The sequence below is a fragment of the Kribbella aluminosa genome (assembly GCF_017876295.1).
Lineage (GTDB): Bacteria > Actinomycetota > Actinomycetes > Propionibacteriales > Kribbellaceae > Kribbella > Kribbella aluminosa.
In genome coordinates, this window is sequence record NZ_JAGINT010000002.1 from 3,198,389 (window position 1) to 3,220,267 (window position 21,879).

A 21,879-nucleotide genomic window follows, 5' to 3' on the forward strand; every position below is an offset into this window, starting at 1 on the left:
GAACCAGGAGGGGTGTCCTCCCCAGCGAGGTGCAGGGGGTCAGGGGTGCCAGGTGATGTCGAGTTGGTCGGGGGACGAGGTGACTATGCGCCCGGTCTTCCCGGACGTGAGGGCGAGGCGGCCGGTGGTGTCCCAGCGGCCGGGCTGGCCGGCTTCGGGGGCGTCGCCGCGGCCGATCGGGTAGTCCACCAGCGTGCCGTCCGCGCGGAACTCCACCCCCCGCCGGCCACGGGCCGGCGGGAAGGCGTAGTCGTCTCGGCGGTAGACGGTGATCCCGTCGTGGTCCTCCTCGAAGGAATGCGTCCAGTGGCCGATCGGTGAACTGGTCAGATCCCCACCGCCTGTCCGATCGACGCCGGCGACTCCGGGATCGTCACCCGGAAGTCGCTGATCACGCCGCCGAGTGCCTCGTACCCGGTGACCGACGGTCCCCAGGCGGACCCGTCCCACCACTTGTGGTACAGCTGCTTGTCGGTCCCGGCGACGAACACGTCCAGCCGGTTCGTGTCCCATGAGACGACCCGCGGCTCGTCGGTGCAGATGCCGCCCATGTACTCGTACCCGGTGAGTGACGGTCCCCAGGCGGACCCGTCCCACCACTTGTGGTAGAGCGCCGAGTCCGTCCCGAGCAGGAACACGTCCAGCCGGTCCGAGCCCCAGGAGACCACGGTCGGCGCCGTCGTGCAGACGCCGCCCATGTACTCCCAGCCGTTCCACGACGACCCGTCCCACCACTTGTGGTACAGCGCCGAGTCGGTCCCGATCACGAACATGTCGAGCCGGTTCGCGCCCCACGAGACGACCCGCGGCGGTGACGCGCAGACTCCGCCGAGGTACTCGTACCCGTTCCAGGACGACCCGTCCCACCACTTGTGATAGACCGCGTTGTCCGTGCCGAGCACGAACGCGTCCAGCCGATCGGGGCCCCAGGCAACGACCTCGGGCGGACTCGTGCAGACCCCGCCGAGGTACTCGTACCCGTTCCACGACGAGCCGTCCCACCACTTGTGGTACAGCGCCCGATCCGTACCGAGAACGAAGGCGTCCAGCCGGTTGGGACCCCAGGTCGCCAGCCGCGGCGGCGACATGCAGACCCCGCCGAGGTACTCGTACCCGTTCCAGGAGGACCCGTCCCACCACTTGTGGTAGAGCGCGTGGTCGGTACCGAGCACGAACGCGTCCAGCCGGTTCGGCGCCCAGGACGCGACTTCGGGTGCACTCATACAGATGCCACCCTGGTACTCGTACCCGGCGACCGACGGTCCCCAGGCCGATCCGTCCCACCACTTGTGATACATCGCGAGGTCGGTGCCGAGCACGAAGGCGTCCAGCCGGTTCGCGCCCCACGACACCACCGAGCCGGCCGGTTCCGGCGTCGCCCGCGTGCTGCCGAAGACCGGCAGGTCCTTGCGTACGGTCTCCAGCGTCGCCTGCATCCGGGCTACCTGGCCGGTGGTGAACATGACCATGCCGCGGTCGTCGGTGTAGTCCATGTAGTCGTAGAACAGGTCGCCGTTCGGCCCGTTGCTGCAGGTCACGTGCGGGAACGTCGGTACGCCGAAGTTCGGGCCGGCCGCGTTCGGGGTGTCGTCGCACTCGTCGCTGCCGCTGCACCCGGTGCCGTCGTCGCCCCAGATGTGGAACAGGTTGAAGAAGTGCCCGACCTCGTGGGTGGTCGTCCGGCCGAGGTCGAACGGCGCCGCCGCCGTACCGTTCGTGCCGAACCCGCTGTGCAGGATGACCACGCCGTCGGTCTGCGCCGGGCCGCCCGGGAACTGCGCGTACCCGAGCAGGCCGCCGCCGAGCTGGCAGACCCAGATGTTCAGGTACTTGTCCGCCGGCCACGGGTCGATACCGCCGGTCGCCGACGACTTCACCTTGTCGTCGGTGGAGAACGACGCTGTGCTGGTCTGCGTCCGGGTGACGCCGTTCGTCGGGTTGCCGCTCGGGTCCTGCGTGGCCAGGAAGAACTCGACCTGAGCGTCTGCGATCAGCCCGCTGAACACGCCCGGCACGATGCTGGTGTCCGGGTTGGTCGCGCGGTAGTCGCGGTTCAGTACCTCGACCTGGCTGTCGATCTGGGCCTGCGAGATGTTCTGCGCGGCTGCGTTCCAGACCACGTGTACGACGACCGGGATGCGGGCGGTCCCGGTGAAACGTTCCTGGCGGGAGACGTAGTCGATCGTGGCGGTCTCCAGCGCGGACCGGCTCGCGGCGTACTCCGGTGACGTCGACAGCAGCCGCCGGTGGACCTCCATCACACCGCACTGCCGGCGGCTCGGGGACTCGGTCCGCCCGCCGCCGGTCGCGCCGCTCATACCGGCACCACCCGCGGCACCGCCGCCGCTCATCCCGAGCCCGGCGGGCGTCCCGCCGCCGCTCATCCCGGCCCCGGCGGCTGCCCCGCCGCCCATGTCCGCAGCGGCCGATCCGCCACCGCTCATCCCGGCGGCGGCCGATCCGCCGGCGCTCATGTCGTTCGGCGATCCGGCGCCTGGGTCCGTACTGCCGGAAGCGTTCTGCCCGGTGGTCGGCATGCCGTCCGCGGGCTTTCCGTTCGCCTCCGGCCTGGCCGCCTCGCCCGGCATCCGGTACTCGTCGCGGTCCTTGCCCGCGTGCCCGTTGGCCTTCCTCGGCATTTCTCCCCCTTCTGCGGGGGCGCACGAGAGCAGGCCGACGTACGCCGAACCGCGGGATCACCCCCAGCGCGCCCTCGGCCGAAGGCGGTCCTGCCGCCTTCCCCCACCGAACAGTCGGCCCCCAAGTCCCTGCCCTGTGTTCACCATCCACCCGTCACCGCGTGCGCACAACCCTTCGCGCACCGGTACTCGACTCCGCGGAAACCCCTTGTGGCGTTGCGGATTTTCAATCAGGTGTGTGGTACGGCGGCGGGCCGTTCGGCGTGCTCGAAGAGCGCCTCGCCGGTGTGCTGTACGGCGGCGGCCGGGAGCGCGCCGACGGCGAGGACGGCGATCGTCGCCGCGAGCACCAGCGGCCGGCGGCGCGGCGGTGGGGCGAGGAGAGCGCGGACACGCGCCTCCAGGTCGCCTCCGGTGGCCGCGACGACCGCGGCGGGATGGGCGAAACGGGTCTGCAGCTGGGCGACCCGGACCAGGGTCGTGGCGACCAGTCGCCGGTCGCCGACGGCGCGTGCGGCGTCCTCGTCGGCCCAGCGTTCGACAGCGGTCGCGGCGGCGCGGGCGGCCGGCCGCAGTACCGGATTGACGGCCGCGGCGAGACCGGCGGCCAGGTTCCACCAGGCGTGGTGGTGGACGAGGTGCGACTTCTCGTGCGCCAGCAGTACGGCGCGCTGGCGCGGATCGAGGGCCCGGAGCAGGCCGCTGGTGACGATCACCCGGCCCGCGGGCTGCGGCGTACTGAAGGCGTCCGGCCGTTCGTCGTCGAGTACGACGAGATCGCCGACCGCGGTGAGGCGACGGCACGCGCGATGTACTTCGAGCAGCGCGCGCATCTGCCGGAGCCCGGTGACGAGGGCCGAGACCAGGGCGAGTGTCACGAGGCAGCCGGCGATCGCGGCGGGCCACGCGGGCACCGGGCTGTCGCTGCGGAGCAGGGCGGGGGACCAGGCGCCCTCCTCGGCGACGAACGGGAACTGCCCGATCCACGTGAACGCGAGGACGGCGAGGATGAAGACACCGCTGGCCGCGGACAGCACATTGCCGGTGACCAGGAGGACGGTCGCCGCCGACGGCGCCAACCGCCGGGTGGCGATCGGTGCGAGGAGGGCGTAGCCGACGATCGCGATCAGCCCCAGGACCGCGGCGGTCCTCATTCGGAGTCCTGGAGCAGGTCGACGAGGAGTTGGGACTCCTCCGCGGACAGGCTGCGGGCGAAGCGCGTGAGTACGGCGGCACGGTCGCCGCGGGCGTCCAGCAGCCGGTGGATCTGGTGCGCGGCAACCTCCGCCGAGTCGACGACCGCGGTGTACTCGTACGACCGGCCGACCCGCCTCCGGGTGGCCAGGCCCTTCTCGGCCATCCGGCCGAGCACGGTCATGACGGTCGTGTACGCCAGCTCGCCGCCGAGCGCGTCGCGGACGTCCGACGTGGTCATCGCGCCGTCGCCCGCAGCGAGCGCGGCGAACACCTGCAGCTCCAGATCGCCCCGGGCACGACTCATGGGTGGACTCCTCACGGCTACTACAAACAACGTAGTAGCATCAATCTACTGCCTGCATTGTAGTAAGGGGATCCAGGGTGAATCGCTGGCTGTTCGAGCAGTTCAACGCGTTCGCACGGGCCACGCCGTGGCTGCATTCGCCGGCGCAGTTGTACGCGAACTACGGCGTGGTGCTGTTCGGCGTACTGCTGCTCGCGGGGTGGTGGATCGCGCGCCGGTCGGGCCAGGTGGTGGGGGTGGCTGCGGCGATCAGTGCGGGAGGTGCGACGCTGTTGGCTGTGGCAGTCAACCAACCGATCGTGCACGCGGTCCACGAGGCCCGCCCGTACACGACGCTGCCGGGCATCCTGGTGCTCGCGAACCGCAGTACCGACCCGTCGTTCCCGTCGGACCACGCGACGATGGCCGGCGCGGTCGCGGCCGGGTTGTGGATCGTGAACCGGCGGCTCGGGATCGTCGCGGCCGCGGCCGCGGTGCTGATGGCGCTCACCCGGGTCTACATCGCCGCGCACTATCCGGGCGACGTGCTCGCCGGGCTGGTCCTCGGGGCACTCGTTGCCGTCGGCACCTGGTTGCTGGTACGGCGGGCCTTGAGCCGGGGCGTGCGCGCGGTCGCGGAGACACGGCTGCGGGTGGTTCTGCTGTCATGAAGGGACTGACCGACTGGCTGCTCGGACTGCACGGGATCGCCGTGTACGGGATGGTCGGACTGCTGGTGTTCGCCGAGGACGCGCTGTTCGTCGGGTTCGTGCTGCCCGGTGAGACGGCCGCCGTACTCGGCGGTGTGACCGCGGCGCTCGGGCACGCGTCGCTGCCGCTGGTCCTGGTCGTGGTGATCGCGGCGGCGGTCCTCGGCGACACCGTCGGGTACGAGATCGGGCGGTACTTCGGGCCGCGCCTGCTCCGGATGCGGGCGTTGTCGCGGCACGTGGGCCGGCTCGACGCGGCGCGCAAGCAGCTCGCCGAGCGCGGCGGTACGGCCGTGTTCCTGGGCCGGTTCGTGGCGTTCTTCCGGGCCACGATGCCCGCGCTGGCGGGGATGTCCGGGATGCGGTACCTGAAGTTCCTGACCTTCAACGCGGCCGGCGGGATCGTCTGGGGGACCGCGGTGGTGCTGCTCGGGTACCTGGCCGGCAACTCGTACTCGAAGGTCGAGAAGACGTTCGGCCGGGCCGCGGCGCTGGTCGTCGCCGGCATCGTCGTGATCGTGATCATCGCCTGGCGGATCCGCAAACACCGGCGGGAGCGGGTCTCGTGATCAGCTCCCGGAAACTCGCCATCTGGCTGGTGCTGACGGTCGTCGCTCTCGGCGTACTGCTCGCCTGGGCCTTCCCGGACGCGATCGAGCACCGCGGCGCGATCCACACCGTCTCCACCGAGGTCGTCGTCTGCGCCGCCGAACAACCCCACACCACCCGCACCCAGGTCCTCGACCACCTCGCCGACTGCGCCCGCGAGAACAACGCCGTACGCCGCCAACTCCGCGACGAACTAACCGCCCTCTTCCTGGTAGCCGTAACCATCGCCGGCACCTGGCGCCTCGTCCGCCGCCGTTCGTAAACCTGCGGTGTGCGGTGAATGGTTCGTCAGAGTTCGCGTTCCCAGGCGGTGCGTTGGGCTACCGGGCGGAAGCCGATCTTGTTGTTGACGGCAATCATCGGGGCGTTCTCGGGGGCGTTCCAGGTGTGCAGGACCGCCGGGCGGGCGACGCCGGCCTGGAGGGCGCGGAGGTTGGGGACCTTCACCGCGATCCCCAGCCGGTTGCCGCGGTGCGTGCGGCGTACGTACGTGTCGTACTGGTTCAGCCGCTCCGGGGTCTCCGGCGTACCGCCCATCTGGGTGTATGCCGCCAGCTCGCCCGAGGCGGTGTGGACGGCGGCCGTGGTGTAGGTGAACCGCCCCTGCGCGACCCGCCTGGCCTCGGCGTCGCGGACCAGCTCGGGGGTCCAGCGCACCGGCTCGTCCGTGCGGTCGCCGGTCGGGACGTCCTCGCTCATCCCGCTGAGCAGCTCGACGAACTGCGGCATCCACTCGTCGGGCGTGTGCTCCCGCCACTGCACGAGCTCATACCCGTCGACCGGCTGCTCGATCAGGTTGTCCACCGGCAGCTCGACCACCTGGTGCAGCTCGGCATGCTTCTTCACGAACCCCCGCGCCCGCGCGAACGCCGTACCCGGGCTCTCCCCAGTCTCCGGGTCACCCGCCGTGTTCGTCCCCGACACGATCCGCCGGCCGGCGTCCCTGGCCCGCCCGACCGCGACCTCCAGCAGCCGACTGGCCACGCCACGCCGCCGGTACGCCGGCACCACCGCAAGCTCCACGTCCACGGTGTCGGTGTTCCCCACCAACCACCAGTCCAGCCAGGCAACCCCCAGCCAAACCCCGTCCTCCACAACCCCAAGCCCCTCGGCCCGCACATCCGCGTGCGTACCGGCCATCACCACCCGGGCTTCCTCCACCCCCAACCCAGTCGGAAACTCCAGCTCCTCCCGCCGCACCCCGAACTTCACCTCATAAAACCGCCGAAACACTTCGGCATCCTGTCCATCAACACTCACAATCTCCACCCCGGCACCCTATGCGCCGCCCCACGGCACCACACCCGCCGGGTTGGGGTGGATTACCCTCCCAGAACGGGAAGAGATCCTCCCCAACCTCTCGTCTTGCACCGAGCGTCTGCAGGCTCGACGGGCCTGTCGCCAGTCGCCAGGAGGTGTGCGGAATATGGCGGCGCAGTACCACTTCGGGGTGTACGCCCGTATCCGCGACGGCGCCCGGCTACTCCTGGTCCGCAAGACCCGCGGGCCGTACGCCGGCTTGCTCGACCTGCCCGGCGGGCAACCCGAAGCCGAGGAGTCGTGGCAGCAGACCCTGGAGCGCGAGCTGCACGAGGAGCTCGGCGTACGGCTACCCGTGGCCGGAGAGTTCACGGCGTTCAGCATCCACGTCCAGCCCCCTCGTCCGCGAGGTGCTCAGGAGATAGGGCGGGCCGCGTCGAGGATCTGGGTGGGGGTGGCGGGGGTGCTGATGTGTGCGAGGAGGCCGAGCTGGTCGAGCATCCTGGATTGGTAGAGCGTCGAGCGGGCCAGGAACTTGTCGACCAGGTGGCGGCGGTCGGTGGGGAGAGCGTTGTAGCCGCTCGTCGTGTGGATGCGCGTGGTCAGCACCTGCTCCGGTGCGGTTAGCCAGACGGCTGAGGTGTACGGCGTGGTCAGGTGTTGTGCGTACGCCGGCCAGACGCCCGACCCCTCCAGCACTAGCCCCGGGCCGGCGGAGGCGTGTGCGGTGATCAGGTCCTCGATGCGCGGCCACATCCGTTCGTAGTGCGCCAGGAGGGCGTCAAACAGCTGCGAGGTGGTCAGCGAGCGGTAGTGCTCGACGACATGTGCCGGTACGTCGGCCCACGGGCGCCCGGGATGCCGCCCGAGCCGATCCGTCGACACGTACGTGTACCCGAGCCGCGCCGCCAGTGTCTCGGCTGCTGTGGATTTGCCGACGTTGGAGGTTCCCCCGATCAGCAGGACCCGCACGGCTCAGTGGTGCGGGCGCAGCGCCCGGTTCGCGGCCGGTTCGGCGATCTGGGCGCGGAACTCGTTGGCCGGGTAGACGCCGAGGATGCGGACCTCGACCGAGAAGAACGCCAGCTCCTCCAGTGCGAGCGCGACGTTCGGCTCCTCTGGGTGTCCCTCGATGTCGGCGTAGAACTGGGTCGCGAAGAACATCCCGCCGAGCTGGTACGACTCCAGCTTGGTCATGTTCACGCTGTTCGTGGCGAACCCGCCCAGCGCCTTGTACAGCGCGGCCGACACGTTCCGCACCCGGTACACGAACGACGTGATGACCGGCCCGGAACCGACCGGCGGTACGTCGGGCTCGCGGGACAGCACCAGGAACCGGGTCGTGTTGTGGTGCTCGTCCTCGATGTCGGACGCCAGCGTCTCCAGGTCGTACAACTGGGCGGCGGCCCGCGGCGACAGCGACGCGACGGTCGGATCGCCGAGCTCGGCGACCTCCCGGGCGGCCCCCGCGGTGTCGTCGGCGACGACCGTCGACCACCCGTGCTCGCGGATGATCTTCCGGCACTGCCCGAGCGCGTGGACGTGGCTGCGGACGGTCCGGATCCGGTCCAGCGACGTACCGGGTACGCCGAGCAGCTGGAAGTGGATCGGCAGGAAGTACTCGCCGACGATGTGCAGCCCGGACTCCGGCAGCAGGTGGTGGATGTCGGCGACCCGCCCGGCGATCGAGTTGTCCACCGGGATCATCGCCAGCCCGGCACGCCCGCTGCTGACCGCGTCGAGGGCGTCCTCGAACGTCGTACAGGGCAGCTGCTCGCGCTCGGGGAACATGTCGGTGCACGCCATCGCCGAATTGGCGCCTGGCTCACCCTGGTATGCGATCGGACCTTCCACGATCTCCCAGCGTAGACCTATCCCGTCTCACGAACCGGATCAGGTGTCCGACTTGCGGACCTTGTCCGGCGGGCCGGTGACCGCCCGGCCCTCCAGCGCCTTGGCCTTGGTGGCGTACATGTCGAGGTACTCCTGGCCGGACAGCTCCATGATCTTGTACATGATCTCGTCGGTGACGGCGCGCAGGATCAGCCGGTCGCTCTCCATCCCCTCGTACCGGGAGAAGTCCAGCGGCTCGCCGAACTTCACCGTCGGTGACGCGAACGACGCGACGATCTTCCCGGGCGGGGCGACCACGTCGGTACCGATCACGCCGCACGGGATCACCGGCACCTTCGCCTCCAGCGCGAGCCGCGCGACCCCGGTCCGGCCCTTGTACAGCCGGCCGTCGTGCGAGCGGGTGCCCTCCGGGTAGATCCCGAACAGCTCGCCGCGCTCCAGCACCTTCATCCCGGCCCGCATCGCGCCCTCGGACGCCGACCCGCCGGAGCGGTCGATCGGCACCTGTCCGGTGCCCTTGAAGAACCCGCGCTGGAACCGGCCCTTGATCCCGGCGCCGGTGAAGTAGTCGGACTTCGCCACGAACGTGACCCGCCGGCGGAGCACCAGCGGCATGAAGATCCAGTCGGAGTACGAGAGGTGGTTGCTGGCGATGATCGCCGCGCCGGTGTCCGGCACGTTCTCCGCGCCGACGATCTTCGGCCGGAAGATCCGCTTCACCGGCGGCCCGACGACCACGTTCTTGAGCACCCAGTAGATGCCCTTGCCGTCGCCGTCTCCGGCATCCACGACCGCAGGGCCCGGCTCCCGCCGCGGCGACTGTGCCGGTTCCGTCATCGAAGTCCCATCTTTGAATGTCACGCAGCCTCACGTTCCCCGAAATCACATGATGCCGCACGACGGCCGTTTCGGGGCCGGCTCGGCACGCGGGAACTCCTCACACCCCGGCGCCGCCCTTCGTAATCTGCTGACGGCGGCCGCGACGGTTCCCGGCGAACCGGGGGTTCTTGCTATCGGCAACAGCAACAGGTACGGCGCTGAGTCGAGCGGACATGGAGGTGAGCCAAGCCGACATGTTCCCGGCGCTCCGGAGCTTCTACCTTTCTGGTGCGGGGACCTTCCCGCCGTACTGAAGGAGTGAGATGAACGGACTGCGGGTGGCGTCGTTGATGGCGGCCACGATGACCACGGGCCTGGTGGCCGGCGTGTACGGGATCTACGCGAACGCGTTCATGCCCGGCCTCGGGAAGACCGACGACAAGACCTTCGTGAGCGCGTTCACCGCAGTCGACCGGGCGATCGTGAACCCGCTGTTCCTCGGCCTCGGGTTCGTCGGCGCCCTGCTGTTCACGCTGCTGGCCGGCGTGGTCAGCCTGAGGCAGAAGGCATTGCCGTGGATCGCGGTCGCGTTCGTGCTGTACCTGATCTCGATGATCGTCACGATCGCGGTGAACGTCCCGCTGAACGACGCGATGAAGGCGGCCGGTGATCCTGCGACGATCGATGTCGCCGCGGTCCGGGCGGCGTTCGACGAGGCGAAGTGGACGACGTACAACCTGGTCCGCACGGTGCTCGCGCTGGTGTCGTTCGGGTTCCTCGGCTGGGCGCTGTACTTGACCGGGAAGTCCGCGATGCAGCCGTGAAACCACTGTCCGGAGCGCCCGGCGGACCAGTACTCTCCGACCGGGCAACGGACCCGGGGGTAGTGATGAAGGACTGGTGGGACGACCGCCCGGTGTTCTCGACCACCGCCAAGGGGGCTCACATCACCGGACTCGCTCCCGGCGAGTCACCCGGCCATGTGACGACCGGCCTGACGGTCCTGGGCGCGCTGTGCTTCGTGGCATGGGGCGTCGCGAGTGTGCTGGGTACGTCGTGGTTGTGCAACGCGACGTCGGCGCCGGTCTTTCGGTCGTGACCGGCTTCTCGGTGGACCCCGGGACACTCCAGCGAACCCGCGACTTCCGGATCGGCACCGAGGCGTACGCGATCTCCGCCGCGCTCGCGCTGGTCGCCGTCGTCCGGTGGATCTTCGTGGTCGGCCGGCTGCCGTCGGCGCTGGTCCAGGCGCGGGAACAACAGGCAACGATCGACCGGCTGCGCCGCGACGGCCACCGGTACGCCGGAATCGTCAAGCTCGGCTGCATCGTGTTCTGGCTCGGGAGCTCCCCGGAGCTCGAGGTCACGATCGCGTACGACTCACCCGCCGGGGCGCACGAGATCAAGGCGCGGATGCGGACCTCGCCCGACCGCGTCCCCGCGGACGGCAGCCGGATCGTCGTTTTCGACGATCTCCGCGGCGACCTGCACGTAGAACTCGACCTCGACGCCACCCCGTCCTTCGAGCCGGAGCAGCGCTACACCGCATCCGACTGAGCCGGTCGCGGGCCGGCTCGTCGCACCGGGGTCAGCGGCCCTGCAACCCGCCGGCGGCGCGGGCTGAGACACTGTGCGGGTGCCACCAGTTCAAGCTCCGCCCTCGCAGCAGCTGCCCGCCGTTCAGAAGTTGCGGGTGCGCTTCGCCAAGCGCGGGCGGCTGCGATTCACCTCACACCGTGACTTCCAGCGGGCGTTCGAGCGCGCCGTGCGGCGGGCCGCGCTGCCGGTAGCGTTCTCGCACGGCTTCAGCCCGCACCCGAAGATCTCGTACGCCGGTGCCGCGCCGACCGGGGCCGCGTCGGAGGCGGAGTACTTGGAGATCTCGCTCACACAGGAGCGGGACGCCGAGGAGGTCCGGGCCGCACTGGACGAGGCGTTGCCGCCGGGTCTCGACGTACTCGAGGTGGTCGTCGCCGGGCCGGGGGCGCTCGCCGAGCGGCTGGAGGCCAGCGAGTGGCGGATCGCGTTGCCGGGGGTGGATCCGGTGGCGGCCGGGGCGGCGGTCGAGGCGTTCCTCGGCCGGGAGGAAATTCTGGTCGAGCGCATGACCAAACGGGGACTTCGCTCGTTCGACTGTCGGGCCGCCGTTCTCCGACTCACCGTTGCGAGTGAACCGGGGTCGGTTGCGACGTGTGCGATACTGCAAGTGGTGTTACGGCACGGAACCCCGGCCGTGAGACCCGACGACGTTCTCGCCGGTGTGCGGGAGGTAGCGACGCTGACGGTGACGGGCCCGGCTCTTTTGACCAGGCTCGCCCAGGGCCCGCTCACCACGGACACCGGCACGGTGGAAGACCCGCTCGCTCGTGACCGCGACGCCAACCAGGCGACCGCGACCGGCCAGGCAGATCCCCGCCAGACGCACACAGCGGAGGGCGACGCCGCCGCTCCCTCTGTGCCCTGAGCGCGGTCGGAGCGGATCCAGCAGGCTTCCGCTACGCCCCGGCCCGTGCAGTATCCACGGCCAGGTGTGGCGAACCGTGACCGCCTTACGGCCGGCGCCCGGGACCCGTGACAGGGGTCGGGGATGCGCCGCAAGGCTTGAGGAGACCGCACTACATGCTCGACAACGAGCCGACCACCGAAGCAGCCGGCACGGCTGCCGCCGCCCAGCCCGCCGCCCGCAGAACCACCAAGAAGACGGCGGCTGCGAAGAAGACCACCACGACGCGCAAGCGCGCGGTCAAGAAGATCGCCGAGCCGGAGCCCGCCGCCGAACCGGCCGCGGACGCCACCCCGGCGAAGAAGACGGCCAAAAAGGCCGTCGCGAAGGCGCCGGCGAAGAAGGCCGCCGCCAAGACGGCGACCGCCAAGACGACCGCCAAGCGCCCGGCGAAGAAGGCCGCTGCCGCCCAGGAATCCCTCCTGGACGTCACCGAAACCCCGGAGCCTACCGAGGCCCCCGCCGCGGCGAAGCAAACCACCCGCAAACGTACCGCGAAGAAGGCTGCCGCCCCCTTCGCGGCCCCCGCCGACACACCGGCCGCCACGCAGACCTCCGCCGACGCCCAGGCGTCGCCGGCCGCCGGTGCTGCGACCAATTCAGGCGCAGCGGCTAATTCCGGTGCAGTGACCACTGCAGGCGCAGCGACCGCGGCGAGCGCACCTGCCGCCGGGAGCGCGTCCGCTGCCGGCGCCGAGCAGGCTGCCGCCGAGTCGCCCGCCCGCAAGCGCACGTCCCGCCGCCGTACGACGAAGACCGCCGACCCGGCGACCGACGGCACCCCCCGAGCGGCCGCCACCGCATCCACGGACACCCAGCAGCCGGGCGCCTCCGCGTCCACGGGCGCGGAGCAGGCGAACGCCACCGCGTCCACGGGTGCCGAGCAGCCGAGCGCCCGCGCGAACGCCCGGCAGACGCGCGGCCGTGGATCCGCGAACGCCAGGCAGGCGAGCGCCTCCGCAGCCGCGGACGGTGGTTCGGATGGCTCCAGTGCCTCCAACGCGGACGGCGAGGCGTCAGGCACCACCCGGCGGAGCCGGCGTCGGCCCGCTCCGGCGGCCGTGCTGTTCCAGGCTCCCGCCGACGTACCGAAGAACGCTGAGGAACTGACGGAGGACGAGGCGGCCGCGGTGCCGGCGGCGTCCGCCCAGGAGCCCGGCGCCGACGAGCAGCCGACCGGCACCCGCCGTCGCCGCAGCCGCCGAGGTCGTGACGCGGAGGCCCGCGAGACCGAGGCCGCCGCGGATGACGCGCAGCCGCAGGCAGCAAGCGCGACCGACGAGACCGCCGAGGCGGCAGCCGACGGCACCAGCACGCGCGGCGGCCGCCGCTCGAACCGCGCCGGCGGCCGGGGCAACCGCGCCACCCGCACCGACGACCCGGCCGGCGACCCCACCGACAGCAGCACGGACACCCGCACCGACAGCGCCGCCGACGCCCGCACCGACAACCGCGCTGACGGGCGTACCGACAGCGCCGCGGACGCTCGTACCGACAACCGTGCCGACGGTCGCGCGGGCAACCGCGCCGGCGGGCGTGCTGCTGATGCCGACGACGACGACTCGCGCGTCGACGGGGAGGCTGACGCCGAGGAGGCGGACGCTCACGGTGAGGACGGCGACGAAGGTGGCGAGGGGACTCGTCGCCGGCGGCGTCGCCGGGGTGGACGTCGTCGTCGCAAGTCCGGTGACGCGGACGGTGCGGACGACAGCGCCGACGAGCAGAACGACGACGAGCAGGACGAGGAGTCCGACGCGCAGGCGGACGACGCCGACCACGACGGTACGGCCGACTCCGACGACGAGGACGCCGCGGGCGGATCGTCGCGCCGGCGCCGCCGCCGTCGCCGCCGTAAGGGCGAGGACAGCGCCACGTCCGCGGACGACCCGGACGAGACCGTCGTACGGGTTCGCGAACCGCGCAGCAAGAACACCGCGAACGAGATCACCGCGGTCGAGGGCTCGACCCGCCTGGAGGCGAAGAAGCAGCGCCGCCGCGAAGGTCGCGCCGCCGGCCGTCGCCGCGCGCCGATCGTGACCGAGGCCGAGTTCCTGGCCCGCCGCGAGTCGGTCGATCGGACGATGGTGATCCGGTCCCGCGACGACCTGACCCAGATCGCGGTCTCCGAGGACAACGTCCTGGTCGAGCACTACGTGACGACGGCCGAGCAGTCCTCGCTGATCGGCAACGTGTACCTCGGCCGCGTGCAGAACGTGCTGCCCAGCATGGAAGCCGCGTTCATCGACATCGGCAAGGGCCGCAACGCGGTGCTGTACGCCGGTGAGGTCGACTGGGGAACCCTTGGTGGCGCCAACGGTCCGCGCAAGATCGAGCAGGTGCTGAAGTCCGGTCAGGCGGTCCTGGTCCAGGTGACGAAGGACCCGATCGGCCACAAGGGCGCCCGCCTGACGAACCAGATCAGCCTGCCCGGCCGGTACGTCGTGTACGTACCGCGCGGCGGCAACGGCGGTATCAGCCGCAAGCTCCCCGACACCGAGCGGAACCGGCTGAAGACGATACTCAAGGACATCGTCCCCGACGAGGCCGGCGTGATCGTCCGGACCGCCGCCGAGGGGGCCTCGGAGGAGGAGCTGACCGCCGACGTCAGCCGCCTGCAGGCCGCCTGGGAGGAGATCGACAAGAAGTCCAAGAACGGCCAGGCGCCGCAGCTGCTGTACGGCGAGCCCGACCTGCTGATCCGCGTCGTACGGGACCTGTTCACCGAGGACTTCGCGAAGCTGGTGATCTCCGGCGACCGTGCGTACGACCAGGTCCGGGAGTACGTCGAGGGCGTCGCGCCGCACCTGGCCGACCGGGTCGAGAAGTGGGCCGGCGACAACGACGTCTTCGCGAACTACCGGATCGACGAGCAGATCAAGAAGGCCCTGGACCGCAAGGTCTGGCTGCCGTCGGGCGGTTCGCTGATCATCGACCGGACCGAGGCGATGACGGTGGTCGACGTGAACACCGGCAAGTTCACCGGTTCCGGCGGCAACCTCGAGGAGACCGTCACCAAGAACAACCTGGAGGCGGCCGAGGAGATCGTCCGGCAGCTCCGGCTCCGCGACATCGGCGGCATCATCGTGATCGACTTCATCGACATGGTGCTGGAGTCGAACCGGGATCTCGTACTGCGCCGGCTCGTCGAGTGCCTGGGCCGCGACCGGACCAAGCACCAGGTCGCCGAGGTGACCTCGCTCGGCCTGGTCCAGATGACCCGGAAGCGGATCGGTACCGGACTGCTCGAGGCGTTCAGCGAGAACTGCGACCACTGCGGTGGGCGTGGGCTGATCCTGCACGACGAGCCGAAGGAGTCCCGCCGCCGCGACGGCCGTACCAACGGCCAGAACGGCACCGGGAACGGTCAGCCGAACGCTCAGGAGCCGGCCAAGGCCGCGCAGCCCGACGAGGGCGGCCGGAAGACCTCGCGCCGCCGCCGCGGCAAGAACCGTGGCGACGACGAGCAGGCGGCCGAGGCGGAGGCGACGCAGCACAACGGCGACGCCGCGCAGCGACTGGCCCAGATCGCGGCCGCCTCGGTGAAGAAGGACGAGACGGACGCCGGTACGCCGGAACCCACCGGCTACCCGGTCTCCGCCGACACCGAGGACCACGTCAGCCCGGAAGCGACCGGTTTCCCGAGCTCCGAGACCTCCACGGACGCGCCGGAGCCGGACGAGGCGGCGCAGAACGGTGCGTCGAAGAGCACCCGGCGGCGGCGGAGCAGCCGGAGCCGGAGCAAGGCCGCTACCGAGGGTGAAACCACCGAGCCGTCCGAGCTCGTCACCACCGGCAGTTAGTGTCTGGCAATTCCCCGCCTACTGCGGGGCGCTCGGCACAGCAGCACCGATTTCGGATTTACCGACCCGGGGTTGTAAGCTTGTGGTTCGGTGCGCCGAGTGCGCACCGAACCTTTGCCTAACCGTGAATGTGTGAGGAATCTTCACACCGTCGCGATTGTAAGTTTTCCGATCCAGCAGAGAGTGAGATCCACGGTGTACGCGATCGTGCGCAGTGGCGGCACCCAGCAGAAGGTCGCCGTCGGCGATGTCATCGAGATCGACAGCCTGACCGAAAAGGTGGGCGACATCGTCGCTCTGCCGGCGGTCCTCGTCGTCGATGGCGACACCGTGACGGCCGACGCTGCGGCGCTGGCCAACGTGGCTGTGTCGGCCGAGGTCCTCGGCCGTACCAAGGGCCCCAAGATCCACATCCTCAAGTACAAGAACAAGACCGGTTACCGCAAGCGCCAGGGGCACCGTCAGCACTACACCCAGGTCAAGGTCACCGCGATCGACGCCAAGAAGCTGTCTTCTTCGGCAAAGAGTGGGAGCTGATCAAGACATGGCACACAAAAAGGGCGCGGCCTCGACCCGCAACGGTCGTGACTCCAACGCGCAGCGGCTCGGCGTGAAGCGGTACGGCGGTCAGCTCGTGAACGCCGGCGAGATCATCGTCCGGCAGCGCGGCACCCACTTCCACCCGGGCAACCTGGTCGGCCGTGGCGGCGACGACACGCTGTTCGCGCTGGCCGAGGGCCACGTGGAGTTCGGCACCCGGCGCGGCCGCCGCGTCGTCAACATCGTCCCGGCTCCGGCGGAGTAACACCGCCACCCGGTTCACGAAGCTCTGCACAAGGGCGGGTCGCGGAATACCGCGCACCCGCCCTTTTGCTGTCTCAGTAGTACTTGGCTCCTGCAGGAAGTAGAGAACACCGATGGCCATCCCTAGTTTCGTCGACCGTGTCACGGTGCAGGTCGCCGCGGGCCGCGGCGGGAACGGCTGCGCCTCGGTGCACCGGGAGAAGTTCAAGCCGCTCGGCGGTCCCGACGGCGGGAACGGCGGTGACGGCGGCAGCGTGATCCTGCGCGTCGACCCGGACGTGACCACGCTCGTCGACTACCACCGTTCCAGCCACCGCACCGCGACGAACGGTGCCCAGGGCAAGGGTGACCACCAGGCCGGCAGCAACGGCGGCGACGTGGTCCTCGGCGTCCCGGACGGCACGGTGATCAGCACGGCGAACGGCGAGCTGCTCGCCGACCTCGTCGGCCCGGGAGCCGAGTTCATCGCCGCGCAGGGCGGCAAGGGCGGCCTCGGGAACGCGGCGCTGGCGAGCAGCACCCGCCGGGCGCCCGGGTTCGCGCTGCTCGGCGAGGACGGCGAGGAGCGCACGCTCGTCCTGGAGCTGAAGGTCGTCGCGGACATCGGCCTGGTCGGGTTCCCGAGCGCGGGCAAGTCGTCGCTGATCGCCGCGATCAGCCGCGCCCGCCCGAAGATCGCCGACTACCCGTTCACCACCCTGATCCCGAACCTCGGCGTCGTGGTCGCCGGCGACACCACGTTCACGGTCGCCGACGTACCGGGGCTGATCGAGGGCGCCAGCGAGGGCCGCGGCCTCGGGCACGACTTCCTGCGGCACGTGGAGCGCTGCGCGGCGCTCGTCCACGTCATCGACTGCGCGACGTACGAGCCGGGCCGCGACCCGCTGAGCGACCTGGACACGATCGAGGCCGAGCTGCGGGCGCACGGCGGGCTCGAGGACCGGCCGCGACTCGTTGCCCTGAACAAGATCGACGTACCGGACGCCCGCGAGATCGCCGAGATGGTGCAGGCCGAGCTGGAGGAGCGCGGGTACCGGGTGTTCCCGATCTCGACCGCCTCGCACGAGGGCCTCGAGGCGCTGAAGTTCGCGATGGCGGACATCGTCCTACGCCGTCGTGCGGAGGCGGAGAAGCCCGACACCACGCGGATCGTGATCCGGCCGCGGGTGCATGGCGGGCCCGAGTTCAAGGTGAAGCAGCTGCCGGACGAGGGCGGCTGGCTGGTGCAGGGCCAGAAGCCCGAGCGCTGGGTGAAGCAGACCGACTTCGCGAACGCGGAGGCGACCGGCTACCTCGCGGACCGGCTGAACCGGCTCGGCGTCGAGGACGAGCTGCTCAAGCTCGGTGCGCGGCCGGGCGACGCGGTCGTGATCGGCGACGGTCCGAACGCGATCGTCTTCGACTTCGCGCCCGACGTCCAGGCCGGCGCCGAGATCCTGGCCCGGCGCGGTGAGGACCACCGGCTCGAGGAGGTTCGTCCGGCGGAGCAGCGGCGGCGGGCGAAGGACTCGGAGTACCACGCGTTCCGCGAGGGCGAGCGGTCCGAGGAATGGTCGGAGCATGGGCACGGCTGGGCGGTCGACGAGGTCGACCTGTCCCCGGCCGAGTCGAAGCGAGCGGCAGAGGCTGTGGCGAAGCAGGCGCGCAAGGAAGCGCGCGAGCGGGCCGCGGCGGAGGAACTCGACCAGAACGGTTGATTTCATGAACCATCGCGCGGAGGCGTCCGACGCCACCCGAATCGTCGTCAAGGTCGGCTCGTCGTCGCTGACCCAGCGCGGCAGGATCGACCTGGAACGACTCCGCCTGCTCGTCGACGCCATCGCGGCGCGGCGGGTCGAGGGGACCGAGGTCGTCCTGGTGTCGTCCGGCGCGATCGCCGCCGGGCTCGCACCGATGGGGCTGCGGTCCCGGCCGCGGGACCTGGCGACGCAGCAGGCGGCCGCGTCGGTCGGGCAGGGCCTGCTGATGGCGAGGTACAGCGATGCCTTCGCCGCGCACGGACTGCGGGTCGGGCAGGTGCTGCTGACCGTCGACGACGTCACGCGCCGATCGCACTACCGCAACGCCTTCCGGACGTTCGCGCGGTTGCTCGAGCTCGGCGTCGTACCGATCGTGAACGAGAACGACACGGTCGCGACCACCGAGATCCGCTTCGGCGACAACGACCGGCTGGCCGCGCTGACCAGTCATCTCGTGCACGCCGACCTGTTGCTGCTGCTGTCCGACGTCGACGGCCTGTACGACGGGGACCCGCGCAAACCAGGTACGTCGATGGTGACCGAGATCCGCGGCGCCGCCGACCTCGAACCGCTCGCGCTCGGGAAGTCCGGGGCGTCCGGGGTCGGCACCGGCGGGATGCAGACGAAGGTCGAGGCGGCCGGAATCGCCACCGAGGCAGGGATTCCGGTGATCCTGACGTCGGCGGCCCGGGTCGGCGAGGCGCTGCGCGGTGAGGCGGTCGGCACGCTGTTCCATCCCACGGGCAAGCGGCGGAAGACGCGGTTGCTGTGGCTCGCGCACGCGACGTCCGGGCAGGGCATCCTGCGGCTGGACGACGGCGCCGTACGGGCGCTCACCCAGCGCCGGGCGTCGTTGCTCCCGGCTGGGATCTCCGCTGTTGAAGGGACTTTCTCCGCGGGTGACCCGGTCGATCTGGTGTCGCCGTCCGGCGTGACGATCGCCCGCGGGCTGGTGAACTACGACGCGTCCGAGCTGCCGGAGCTGCTCGGACGTTCGACCCGGGACCTCGCCCGCGAGCTCGGAGCGGCGTACGAACGCGAAGTGGTACACCGCGACGACCTGGTCCTGCTGTGAAGCAGGTTCGCAAGCACGACAACCGACCTAGGATGGCGAAGTGAGCGAGATCATCGAGTTGGCGCGGCGTGCGCGGGTTGCTTCGTATGCCCTGGCGGAGGCGTCCCGGGCGACGAAGGACTGGGCGCTGCACGCGATGGCGGCCGCGCTGCGGGCGAACACCGACGCGATCGTCGCGGCGAACGCGAAGGACGTGGCGGCCGCGCGCGGGGCCGGTACGCCGGAGTCGACCGTGGACCGGCTGGAGCTGAACCCGTCGCGGGTCGACGCGATGGCGGCCGGGCTGGAACAGCTCGCCGGTCTGGCGGATCCGGTCGGCGAGGTTGTCCGCGGGTACACCCTGCCGAACGGGCTCGAGCTCCGCCAGGTGCGCGTGCCGTTCGGCGTGGTCGGGATCATCTACGAGGCCCGGCCGAACGTCACCGCCGACGCCGCCGGCATCTGCCTGAAGTCCGGCAACGCGGTGCTGCTGCGCGGTTCGTCGTCGGCGGCCGCGTCCAACGAGGCGATCATCGCCGTACTGCGGGACGCCGCCGAGTCGACCGGTCTGCCCGCCGACGTCGTACAGGGTGTGCCGACCGATCGGGCCGCCGTGAAGGAACTGATGCAGGCGCGCGGCCTGGTCGACGTACTGATCCCGCGCGGCGGCGCCGGGCTGATCCAGACCGTCGTGAGCGAGTCCTCGGTGCCGGTGATCGAGACCGGCGTCGGCAACTGCCACGTGTACATCGACGCGGACGCGGACCTGGACCTCGGCCTGGAGATCCTGCTGAACTCGAAGACCCAGCGCCCGAGCGTCTGCAACGCCGCCGAGTCGCTGCTGGTGCACGCGTCGGTGGCCGACGAGTTCCTCGGCCGGGCGTTGCCCGCGCTGGCCGCGGCCGGCGTGACGGTGCACGGCGATCCGACGGTCGTTGCTGCTGGCAAGGATGTGGTGGCGGCGACCGAGGAGGACTTCGGGACGGAGTACAACTCGCTCGACCTCTCGGCCGCGGTGGTCGACTCGCTCGAGGACGCGGTGCAGCACATCCGCCGGTACAGCTCGGGTCACACCGACGCGATCATCACCCGTTCGCAGGCGGCGGCGCGGCGGTTCACGCAGGCGGTCGACTCGGCAGCGGTGGTGGTGAACGCGAGCACCCGGTTCACCGACGGCGGCGAGTTCGGCTTCGGCGCCGAGATCGGGATCTCCACCCAGAAGCTGCACGCCCGCGGCCCGATGGGGTTGCCGGAGATGACGTCGACGAAGTACGTCGTCACCGGCGAGGGCCAGATCCGCACCTGAGCGACGCGCCTGCCGCAGCGCCGTACCAGGTGTTCAGCGGGCTGCAGGCGGAACCGCCTCACGGTGTGTGACCGGTCAGCTCAGGAGGTGGGTCGCGTCGTGGATGTGGACGACGGGCGGCTCGGCCGACGTGACGGCGAGGGCGGCCCGGTGGTCGGGGCCGGCGTCCAGCTCCAGCAGTTGAATGCCGCGGGGTGCTGCCGCGCGGAGATCGCCGCGTAGGCCTTCGCCGGTCGCCTTGACGACGGCTTCTTTCCGGGTCCAGTACGTCGTGAAAGCGGACAGCTTCGCGATCCCGTCGTACCTGGACAGGTCGCGGACCTCGTCGGCCGTCAGTGCGATCCGGGCCACCGCGTCCACGTCCACCGCTGGATCGATCCGCTCGACGTCGAGCCCCACCGGGCGATCCGCGAAGGCGACTCCGACGAGATCTCCGGAATGCGTCACCGACAGCTCGACCCCTCCGGAGGCTCGCACCTTCCCGTGCGGCTTCCCGCACTCCGGGCACGTTCTGTCCAGCAGAATGTTTGCTGCGGGCAACGAAAGGCGCCGCGCCAGCGCCCGCCGGACGATCGTCACGCCGAGCAGGAACCGCGCCTTGTCGACATCCCGTACGTACGCCGCCAGCCGGCCGCGCTCGACCTCGTCCAGATCGCGCTCGAACTCGTCCCGGGCTTGATCGACGCCCGCCCACCACACCTCGACAACCGGCGCGGTCATACCGGACCGGGCTTCCAGGTGAGCGTGCCCGACCGCAGTTCGCGCAGTACGCCGTCGATCCATTCGGCCTCGGCGACCGTGACCGCGACCTGGTACTCCGTCTCCAGCAGCGCGAACCGGGGGATCGGCTGCCCGTCCACTGTCGCCTCCAGCTCCCGCCGCAGCTCCGCGATCCGCCGCGTCAGCAACTCCCGCCGCCGTGCCAGCAACTCACCCGCGGTCTCCGGTGGCAGCAGCATCACGAACGACAGCCCCGCCGGGAACTCCGGGAACTCGTTCCGCGGCGTCGTCAGGATCTCCGACAACCACTCCCGGCACACCTCCCGCCCCGCGTCTGTCAGGTGGTAGACCGTTCGCTCCGGATACCGTTCGTCCCGCTCGGTCGCGCCGGCCGCGATCAGCCCGGCCTCTTCCAGCCGCACGATCATCCGGTACAGGCTGGTCCGCTGGCCGACGTTCACCACCTGGTCCTTGCCCCACTGCTTGATCAGCCGCTGGATCCCGTACGGATGCAGCGGACCGTTCTCCAGCAACCCGAGGATCGCCATCGCCAGCGTCGAGCGTCGAAAAGTCACCCCCTCA

Annotated in this window: 24 protein-coding genes; 14 read left to right on the forward strand and 10 right to left on the reverse strand. The window is 70.6% G+C overall.

The genetic code is table 11. The features are described 5' to 3' along the window. Positions 1 to 39: 39 nt before the first annotated feature. The 4 genes from JOF29_RS36475 to JOF29_RS36490 all read right to left on the reverse strand — a co-directional run bounded on the left by JOF29_RS36475 (position 40) and on the right by JOF29_RS36490 (position 4,140). Positions 40 to 216, reverse strand: coding sequence for a hypothetical protein (locus tag JOF29_RS36475; protein ID WP_209698896.1), 177 nt, complete (start codon positions 214 to 216; stop codon positions 40 to 42). 110 nt (positions 217 to 326) lie between these two features. Beyond that, positions 327 to 2,639 carry a DUF8189 domain-containing protein gene (locus tag JOF29_RS36480; RefSeq protein ID WP_245359817.1) on the reverse strand — a complete coding sequence of 771 codons (2,313 nt, stop codon included), beginning with the start codon at positions 2,637 to 2,639 and terminating at the stop codon, positions 327 to 329. 230 nt (positions 2,640 to 2,869) lie between these two features. Continuing rightward, positions 2,870 to 3,793: a M56 family metallopeptidase gene (locus tag JOF29_RS36485; protein ID WP_209698897.1), complete on the reverse strand. Its 924-nt coding sequence runs from the start codon at positions 3,791 to 3,793 to the stop codon at positions 2,870 to 2,872. Further along, entirely contained in the window at positions 3,790 to 4,140 is a 351-nt protein-coding gene (locus JOF29_RS36490) for a BlaI/MecI/CopY family transcriptional regulator (RefSeq protein WP_209698898.1), read from the reverse strand. Before JOF29_RS36490 ends, JOF29_RS36485 begins: the two co-directional genes overlap by 4 nt. A gap of 77 nt (positions 4,141 to 4,217) precedes the next feature. Between JOF29_RS36490 and JOF29_RS36495 the strand changes: the two genes are divergently transcribed. The 3 genes from JOF29_RS36495 to JOF29_RS36505 are packed head-to-tail and all read left to right on the forward strand — an operon-like array spanning position 4,218 to position 5,700. After that, the gene (locus tag JOF29_RS36495) at positions 4,218 to 4,790 is read left to right on the forward strand and encodes a phosphatase PAP2 family protein (RefSeq protein WP_307863869.1); all 573 of its coding nucleotides are present in this window, start codon (positions 4,218 to 4,220) and stop codon (positions 4,788 to 4,790) included. Then, positions 4,787 to 5,398: a DedA family protein gene (locus JOF29_RS36500; protein WP_209698899.1), complete on the forward strand. Its 612-nt coding sequence runs from the start codon at positions 4,787 to 4,789 to the stop codon at positions 5,396 to 5,398. The genes JOF29_RS36495 and JOF29_RS36500 overlap by 4 nt, the downstream gene beginning before the upstream one ends. Next, entirely contained in the window at positions 5,395 to 5,700 is a 306-nt protein-coding gene (locus tag JOF29_RS36505) for a hypothetical protein (RefSeq protein ID WP_209698900.1), read from the forward strand. Before JOF29_RS36500 ends, JOF29_RS36505 begins: the two co-directional genes overlap by 4 nt. 26 nt (positions 5,701 to 5,726) lie before the next feature. Here the strand turns inward: JOF29_RS36505 and JOF29_RS36510 are convergent, their stop codons facing one another. Further along, on the reverse strand, positions 5,727 to 6,650 hold the full coding sequence (locus tag JOF29_RS36510; RefSeq protein WP_307863870.1) for a GNAT family N-acetyltransferase: 924 nt from the start codon (positions 6,648 to 6,650) through the stop codon (positions 5,727 to 5,729). A gap of 214 nt (positions 6,651 to 6,864) precedes the next feature. Here JOF29_RS36510 and JOF29_RS36515 point away from each other — a divergent pair, with 214 nt between their 5' ends. Continuing rightward, positions 6,865 to 7,212: an NUDIX domain-containing protein gene (locus JOF29_RS36515; RefSeq protein WP_209698901.1), complete on the forward strand. Its 348-nt coding sequence runs from the start codon at positions 6,865 to 6,867 to the stop codon at positions 7,210 to 7,212. On the opposite strand, the gene JOF29_RS36520 is transcribed toward JOF29_RS36515, so the two are convergent. Genes JOF29_RS36520 through JOF29_RS36530 form a run of 3 tightly spaced genes read right to left on the reverse strand, consistent with a single transcriptional unit; the run spans position 7,113 to position 9,389 of the window. Beyond that, a complete protein-coding gene (locus JOF29_RS36520) occupies positions 7,113 to 7,670 on the reverse strand; it encodes a hypothetical protein (protein ID WP_209698902.1) in 558 nt (185 codons plus the stop codon). The two genes, JOF29_RS36515 and JOF29_RS36520, sit on opposite strands and share 100 nt — an antisense overlap. 3 nt (positions 7,671 to 7,673) lie before the next feature. Then, positions 7,674 to 8,552: a prephenate dehydratase gene (locus tag JOF29_RS36525; RefSeq protein WP_209698903.1), complete on the reverse strand. Its 879-nt coding sequence runs from the start codon at positions 8,550 to 8,552 to the stop codon at positions 7,674 to 7,676. A gap of 39 nt (positions 8,553 to 8,591) precedes the next feature. Next, positions 8,592 to 9,389, reverse strand: a complete 798-nt coding sequence (locus tag JOF29_RS36530) for a lysophospholipid acyltransferase family protein (protein ID WP_209698904.1) — start codon at positions 9,387 to 9,389, stop codon at positions 8,592 to 8,594. A gap of 305 nt (positions 9,390 to 9,694) precedes the next feature. Between JOF29_RS36530 and JOF29_RS36535 the strand changes: the two genes are divergently transcribed. The 10 genes from JOF29_RS36535 (at position 9,695) to JOF29_RS36580 (ending at position 20,577) form a co-directional block, all read left to right on the forward strand. Beyond that, positions 9,695 to 10,195: an anthrone oxygenase family protein gene (locus JOF29_RS36535; protein ID WP_209698905.1), complete on the forward strand. Its 501-nt coding sequence runs from the start codon at positions 9,695 to 9,697 to the stop codon at positions 10,193 to 10,195. Positions 10,196 to 10,260: 65 nt separating this feature from the next. Then, positions 10,261 to 10,470 (forward strand): hypothetical protein, encoded by a 210-nt coding sequence (locus tag JOF29_RS36540; RefSeq protein ID WP_209698906.1) that lies wholly within the window; start codon positions 10,261 to 10,263, stop codon positions 10,468 to 10,470. Beyond that, positions 10,434 to 10,928 (forward strand): hypothetical protein, encoded by a 495-nt coding sequence (locus JOF29_RS36545; protein WP_209698907.1) that lies wholly within the window; start codon positions 10,434 to 10,436, stop codon positions 10,926 to 10,928. Before JOF29_RS36540 ends, JOF29_RS36545 begins: the two co-directional genes overlap by 37 nt. 79 nt (positions 10,929 to 11,007) lie before the next feature. Next, on the forward strand, positions 11,008 to 11,835 hold the full coding sequence (locus tag JOF29_RS36550) for a TIGR03936 family radical SAM-associated protein (protein WP_209698908.1): 828 nt from the start codon (positions 11,008 to 11,010) through the stop codon (positions 11,833 to 11,835). Positions 11,836 to 11,990: 155 nt separating this feature from the next. Beyond that, positions 11,991 to 15,674, forward strand: a complete 3,684-nt coding sequence (locus JOF29_RS36555; RefSeq protein WP_209698909.1) for an Rne/Rng family ribonuclease — start codon at positions 11,991 to 11,993, stop codon at positions 15,672 to 15,674. Between the two features lie 195 nt (positions 15,675 to 15,869). Next, on the forward strand, positions 15,870 to 16,211 hold the full coding sequence (rplU, locus tag JOF29_RS36560) for a 50S ribosomal protein L21 (protein WP_209698910.1): 342 nt from the start codon (positions 15,870 to 15,872) through the stop codon (positions 16,209 to 16,211). A 7-nt stretch (positions 16,212 to 16,218) separates the two neighbouring features. Next, positions 16,219 to 16,479, forward strand: a complete 261-nt coding sequence (gene rpmA, locus JOF29_RS36565) for a 50S ribosomal protein L27 (protein ID WP_130381076.1) — start codon at positions 16,219 to 16,221, stop codon at positions 16,477 to 16,479. Between the two features lie 112 nt (positions 16,480 to 16,591). Continuing rightward, entirely contained in the window at positions 16,592 to 18,175 is a 1,584-nt protein-coding gene (obgE, locus tag JOF29_RS36570) for a GTPase ObgE (RefSeq protein ID WP_209698911.1), read from the forward strand. Positions 18,176 to 18,179: 4 nt separating this feature from the next. Next, entirely contained in the window at positions 18,180 to 19,292 is a 1,113-nt protein-coding gene (proB, locus tag JOF29_RS36575; protein ID WP_209698912.1) for a glutamate 5-kinase, read from the forward strand. 40 nt (positions 19,293 to 19,332) lie between these two features. Continuing rightward, a complete protein-coding gene (locus JOF29_RS36580; protein ID WP_209698913.1) occupies positions 19,333 to 20,577 on the forward strand; it encodes a glutamate-5-semialdehyde dehydrogenase in 1,245 nt (414 codons plus the stop codon). Between the two features lie 75 nt (positions 20,578 to 20,652). On the opposite strand, the gene JOF29_RS36585 is transcribed toward JOF29_RS36580, so the two are convergent. Both JOF29_RS36585 and JOF29_RS36590 read right to left on the reverse strand, forming a co-directional pair. After that, the gene (locus tag JOF29_RS36585) at positions 20,653 to 21,297 is read right to left on the reverse strand and encodes a 4'-phosphopantetheinyl transferase family protein (RefSeq protein WP_209698914.1); all 645 of its coding nucleotides are present in this window, start codon (positions 21,295 to 21,297) and stop codon (positions 20,653 to 20,655) included. After that, entirely contained in the window at positions 21,294 to 21,872 is a 579-nt protein-coding gene (locus tag JOF29_RS36590; RefSeq protein ID WP_209698915.1) for a PadR family transcriptional regulator, read from the reverse strand. Before JOF29_RS36590 ends, JOF29_RS36585 begins: the two co-directional genes overlap by 4 nt. Positions 21,873 to 21,879 lie beyond the last annotated feature (7 nt).

What these genes read in the sequence shown, in the direction of transcription:
- JOF29_RS36480 (WP_245359817.1), bottom strand. Translation starts at nt 2,639, where the DNA reads ATGCCGAGGAAGGCCAACGGGCACGCGGGCAAGGACCGCGACGAGTAC.
- JOF29_RS36485 (WP_209698897.1), bottom strand. Translation starts at nt 3,793, where the DNA reads ATGAGGACCGCCGCGGTCCTGGGGCTGATCGCGATCGTCGGCTACGCC.
- JOF29_RS36490 (WP_209698898.1), bottom strand. Translation starts at nt 4,140, where the DNA reads ATGAGTCGTGCCCGGGGCGATCTGGAGCTGCAGGTGTTCGCCGCGCTC.
- JOF29_RS36500 (WP_209698899.1), top strand. Translation starts at nt 4,787, where the DNA reads ATGAAGGGACTGACCGACTGGCTGCTCGGACTGCACGGGATCGCCGTG.
- JOF29_RS36515 (WP_209698901.1), top strand. Translation starts at nt 6,865, where the DNA reads ATGGCGGCGCAGTACCACTTCGGGGTGTACGCCCGTATCCGCGACGGC.
- JOF29_RS36530 (WP_209698904.1), bottom strand. Translation starts at nt 9,389, where the DNA reads ATGACGGAACCGGCACAGTCGCCGCGGCGGGAGCCGGGCCCTGCGGTC.
- JOF29_RS36535 (WP_209698905.1), top strand. Translation starts at nt 9,695, where the DNA reads ATGAACGGACTGCGGGTGGCGTCGTTGATGGCGGCCACGATGACCACG.
- JOF29_RS36540 (WP_209698906.1), top strand. Translation starts at nt 10,261, where the DNA reads ATGAAGGACTGGTGGGACGACCGCCCGGTGTTCTCGACCACCGCCAAG.
- JOF29_RS36555 (WP_209698909.1), top strand. Translation starts at nt 11,991, where the DNA reads ATGCTCGACAACGAGCCGACCACCGAAGCAGCCGGCACGGCTGCCGCC.
- rpmA (WP_130381076.1), top strand. Translation starts at nt 16,219, where the DNA reads ATGGCACACAAAAAGGGCGCGGCCTCGACCCGCAACGGTCGTGACTCC.
- obgE (WP_209698911.1), top strand. Translation starts at nt 16,592, where the DNA reads ATGGCCATCCCTAGTTTCGTCGACCGTGTCACGGTGCAGGTCGCCGCG.
- proB (WP_209698912.1), top strand. Translation starts at nt 18,180, where the DNA reads ATGAACCATCGCGCGGAGGCGTCCGACGCCACCCGAATCGTCGTCAAG.
- JOF29_RS36585 (WP_209698914.1), bottom strand. Translation starts at nt 21,297, where the DNA reads ATGACCGCGCCGGTTGTCGAGGTGTGGTGGGCGGGCGTCGATCAAGCC.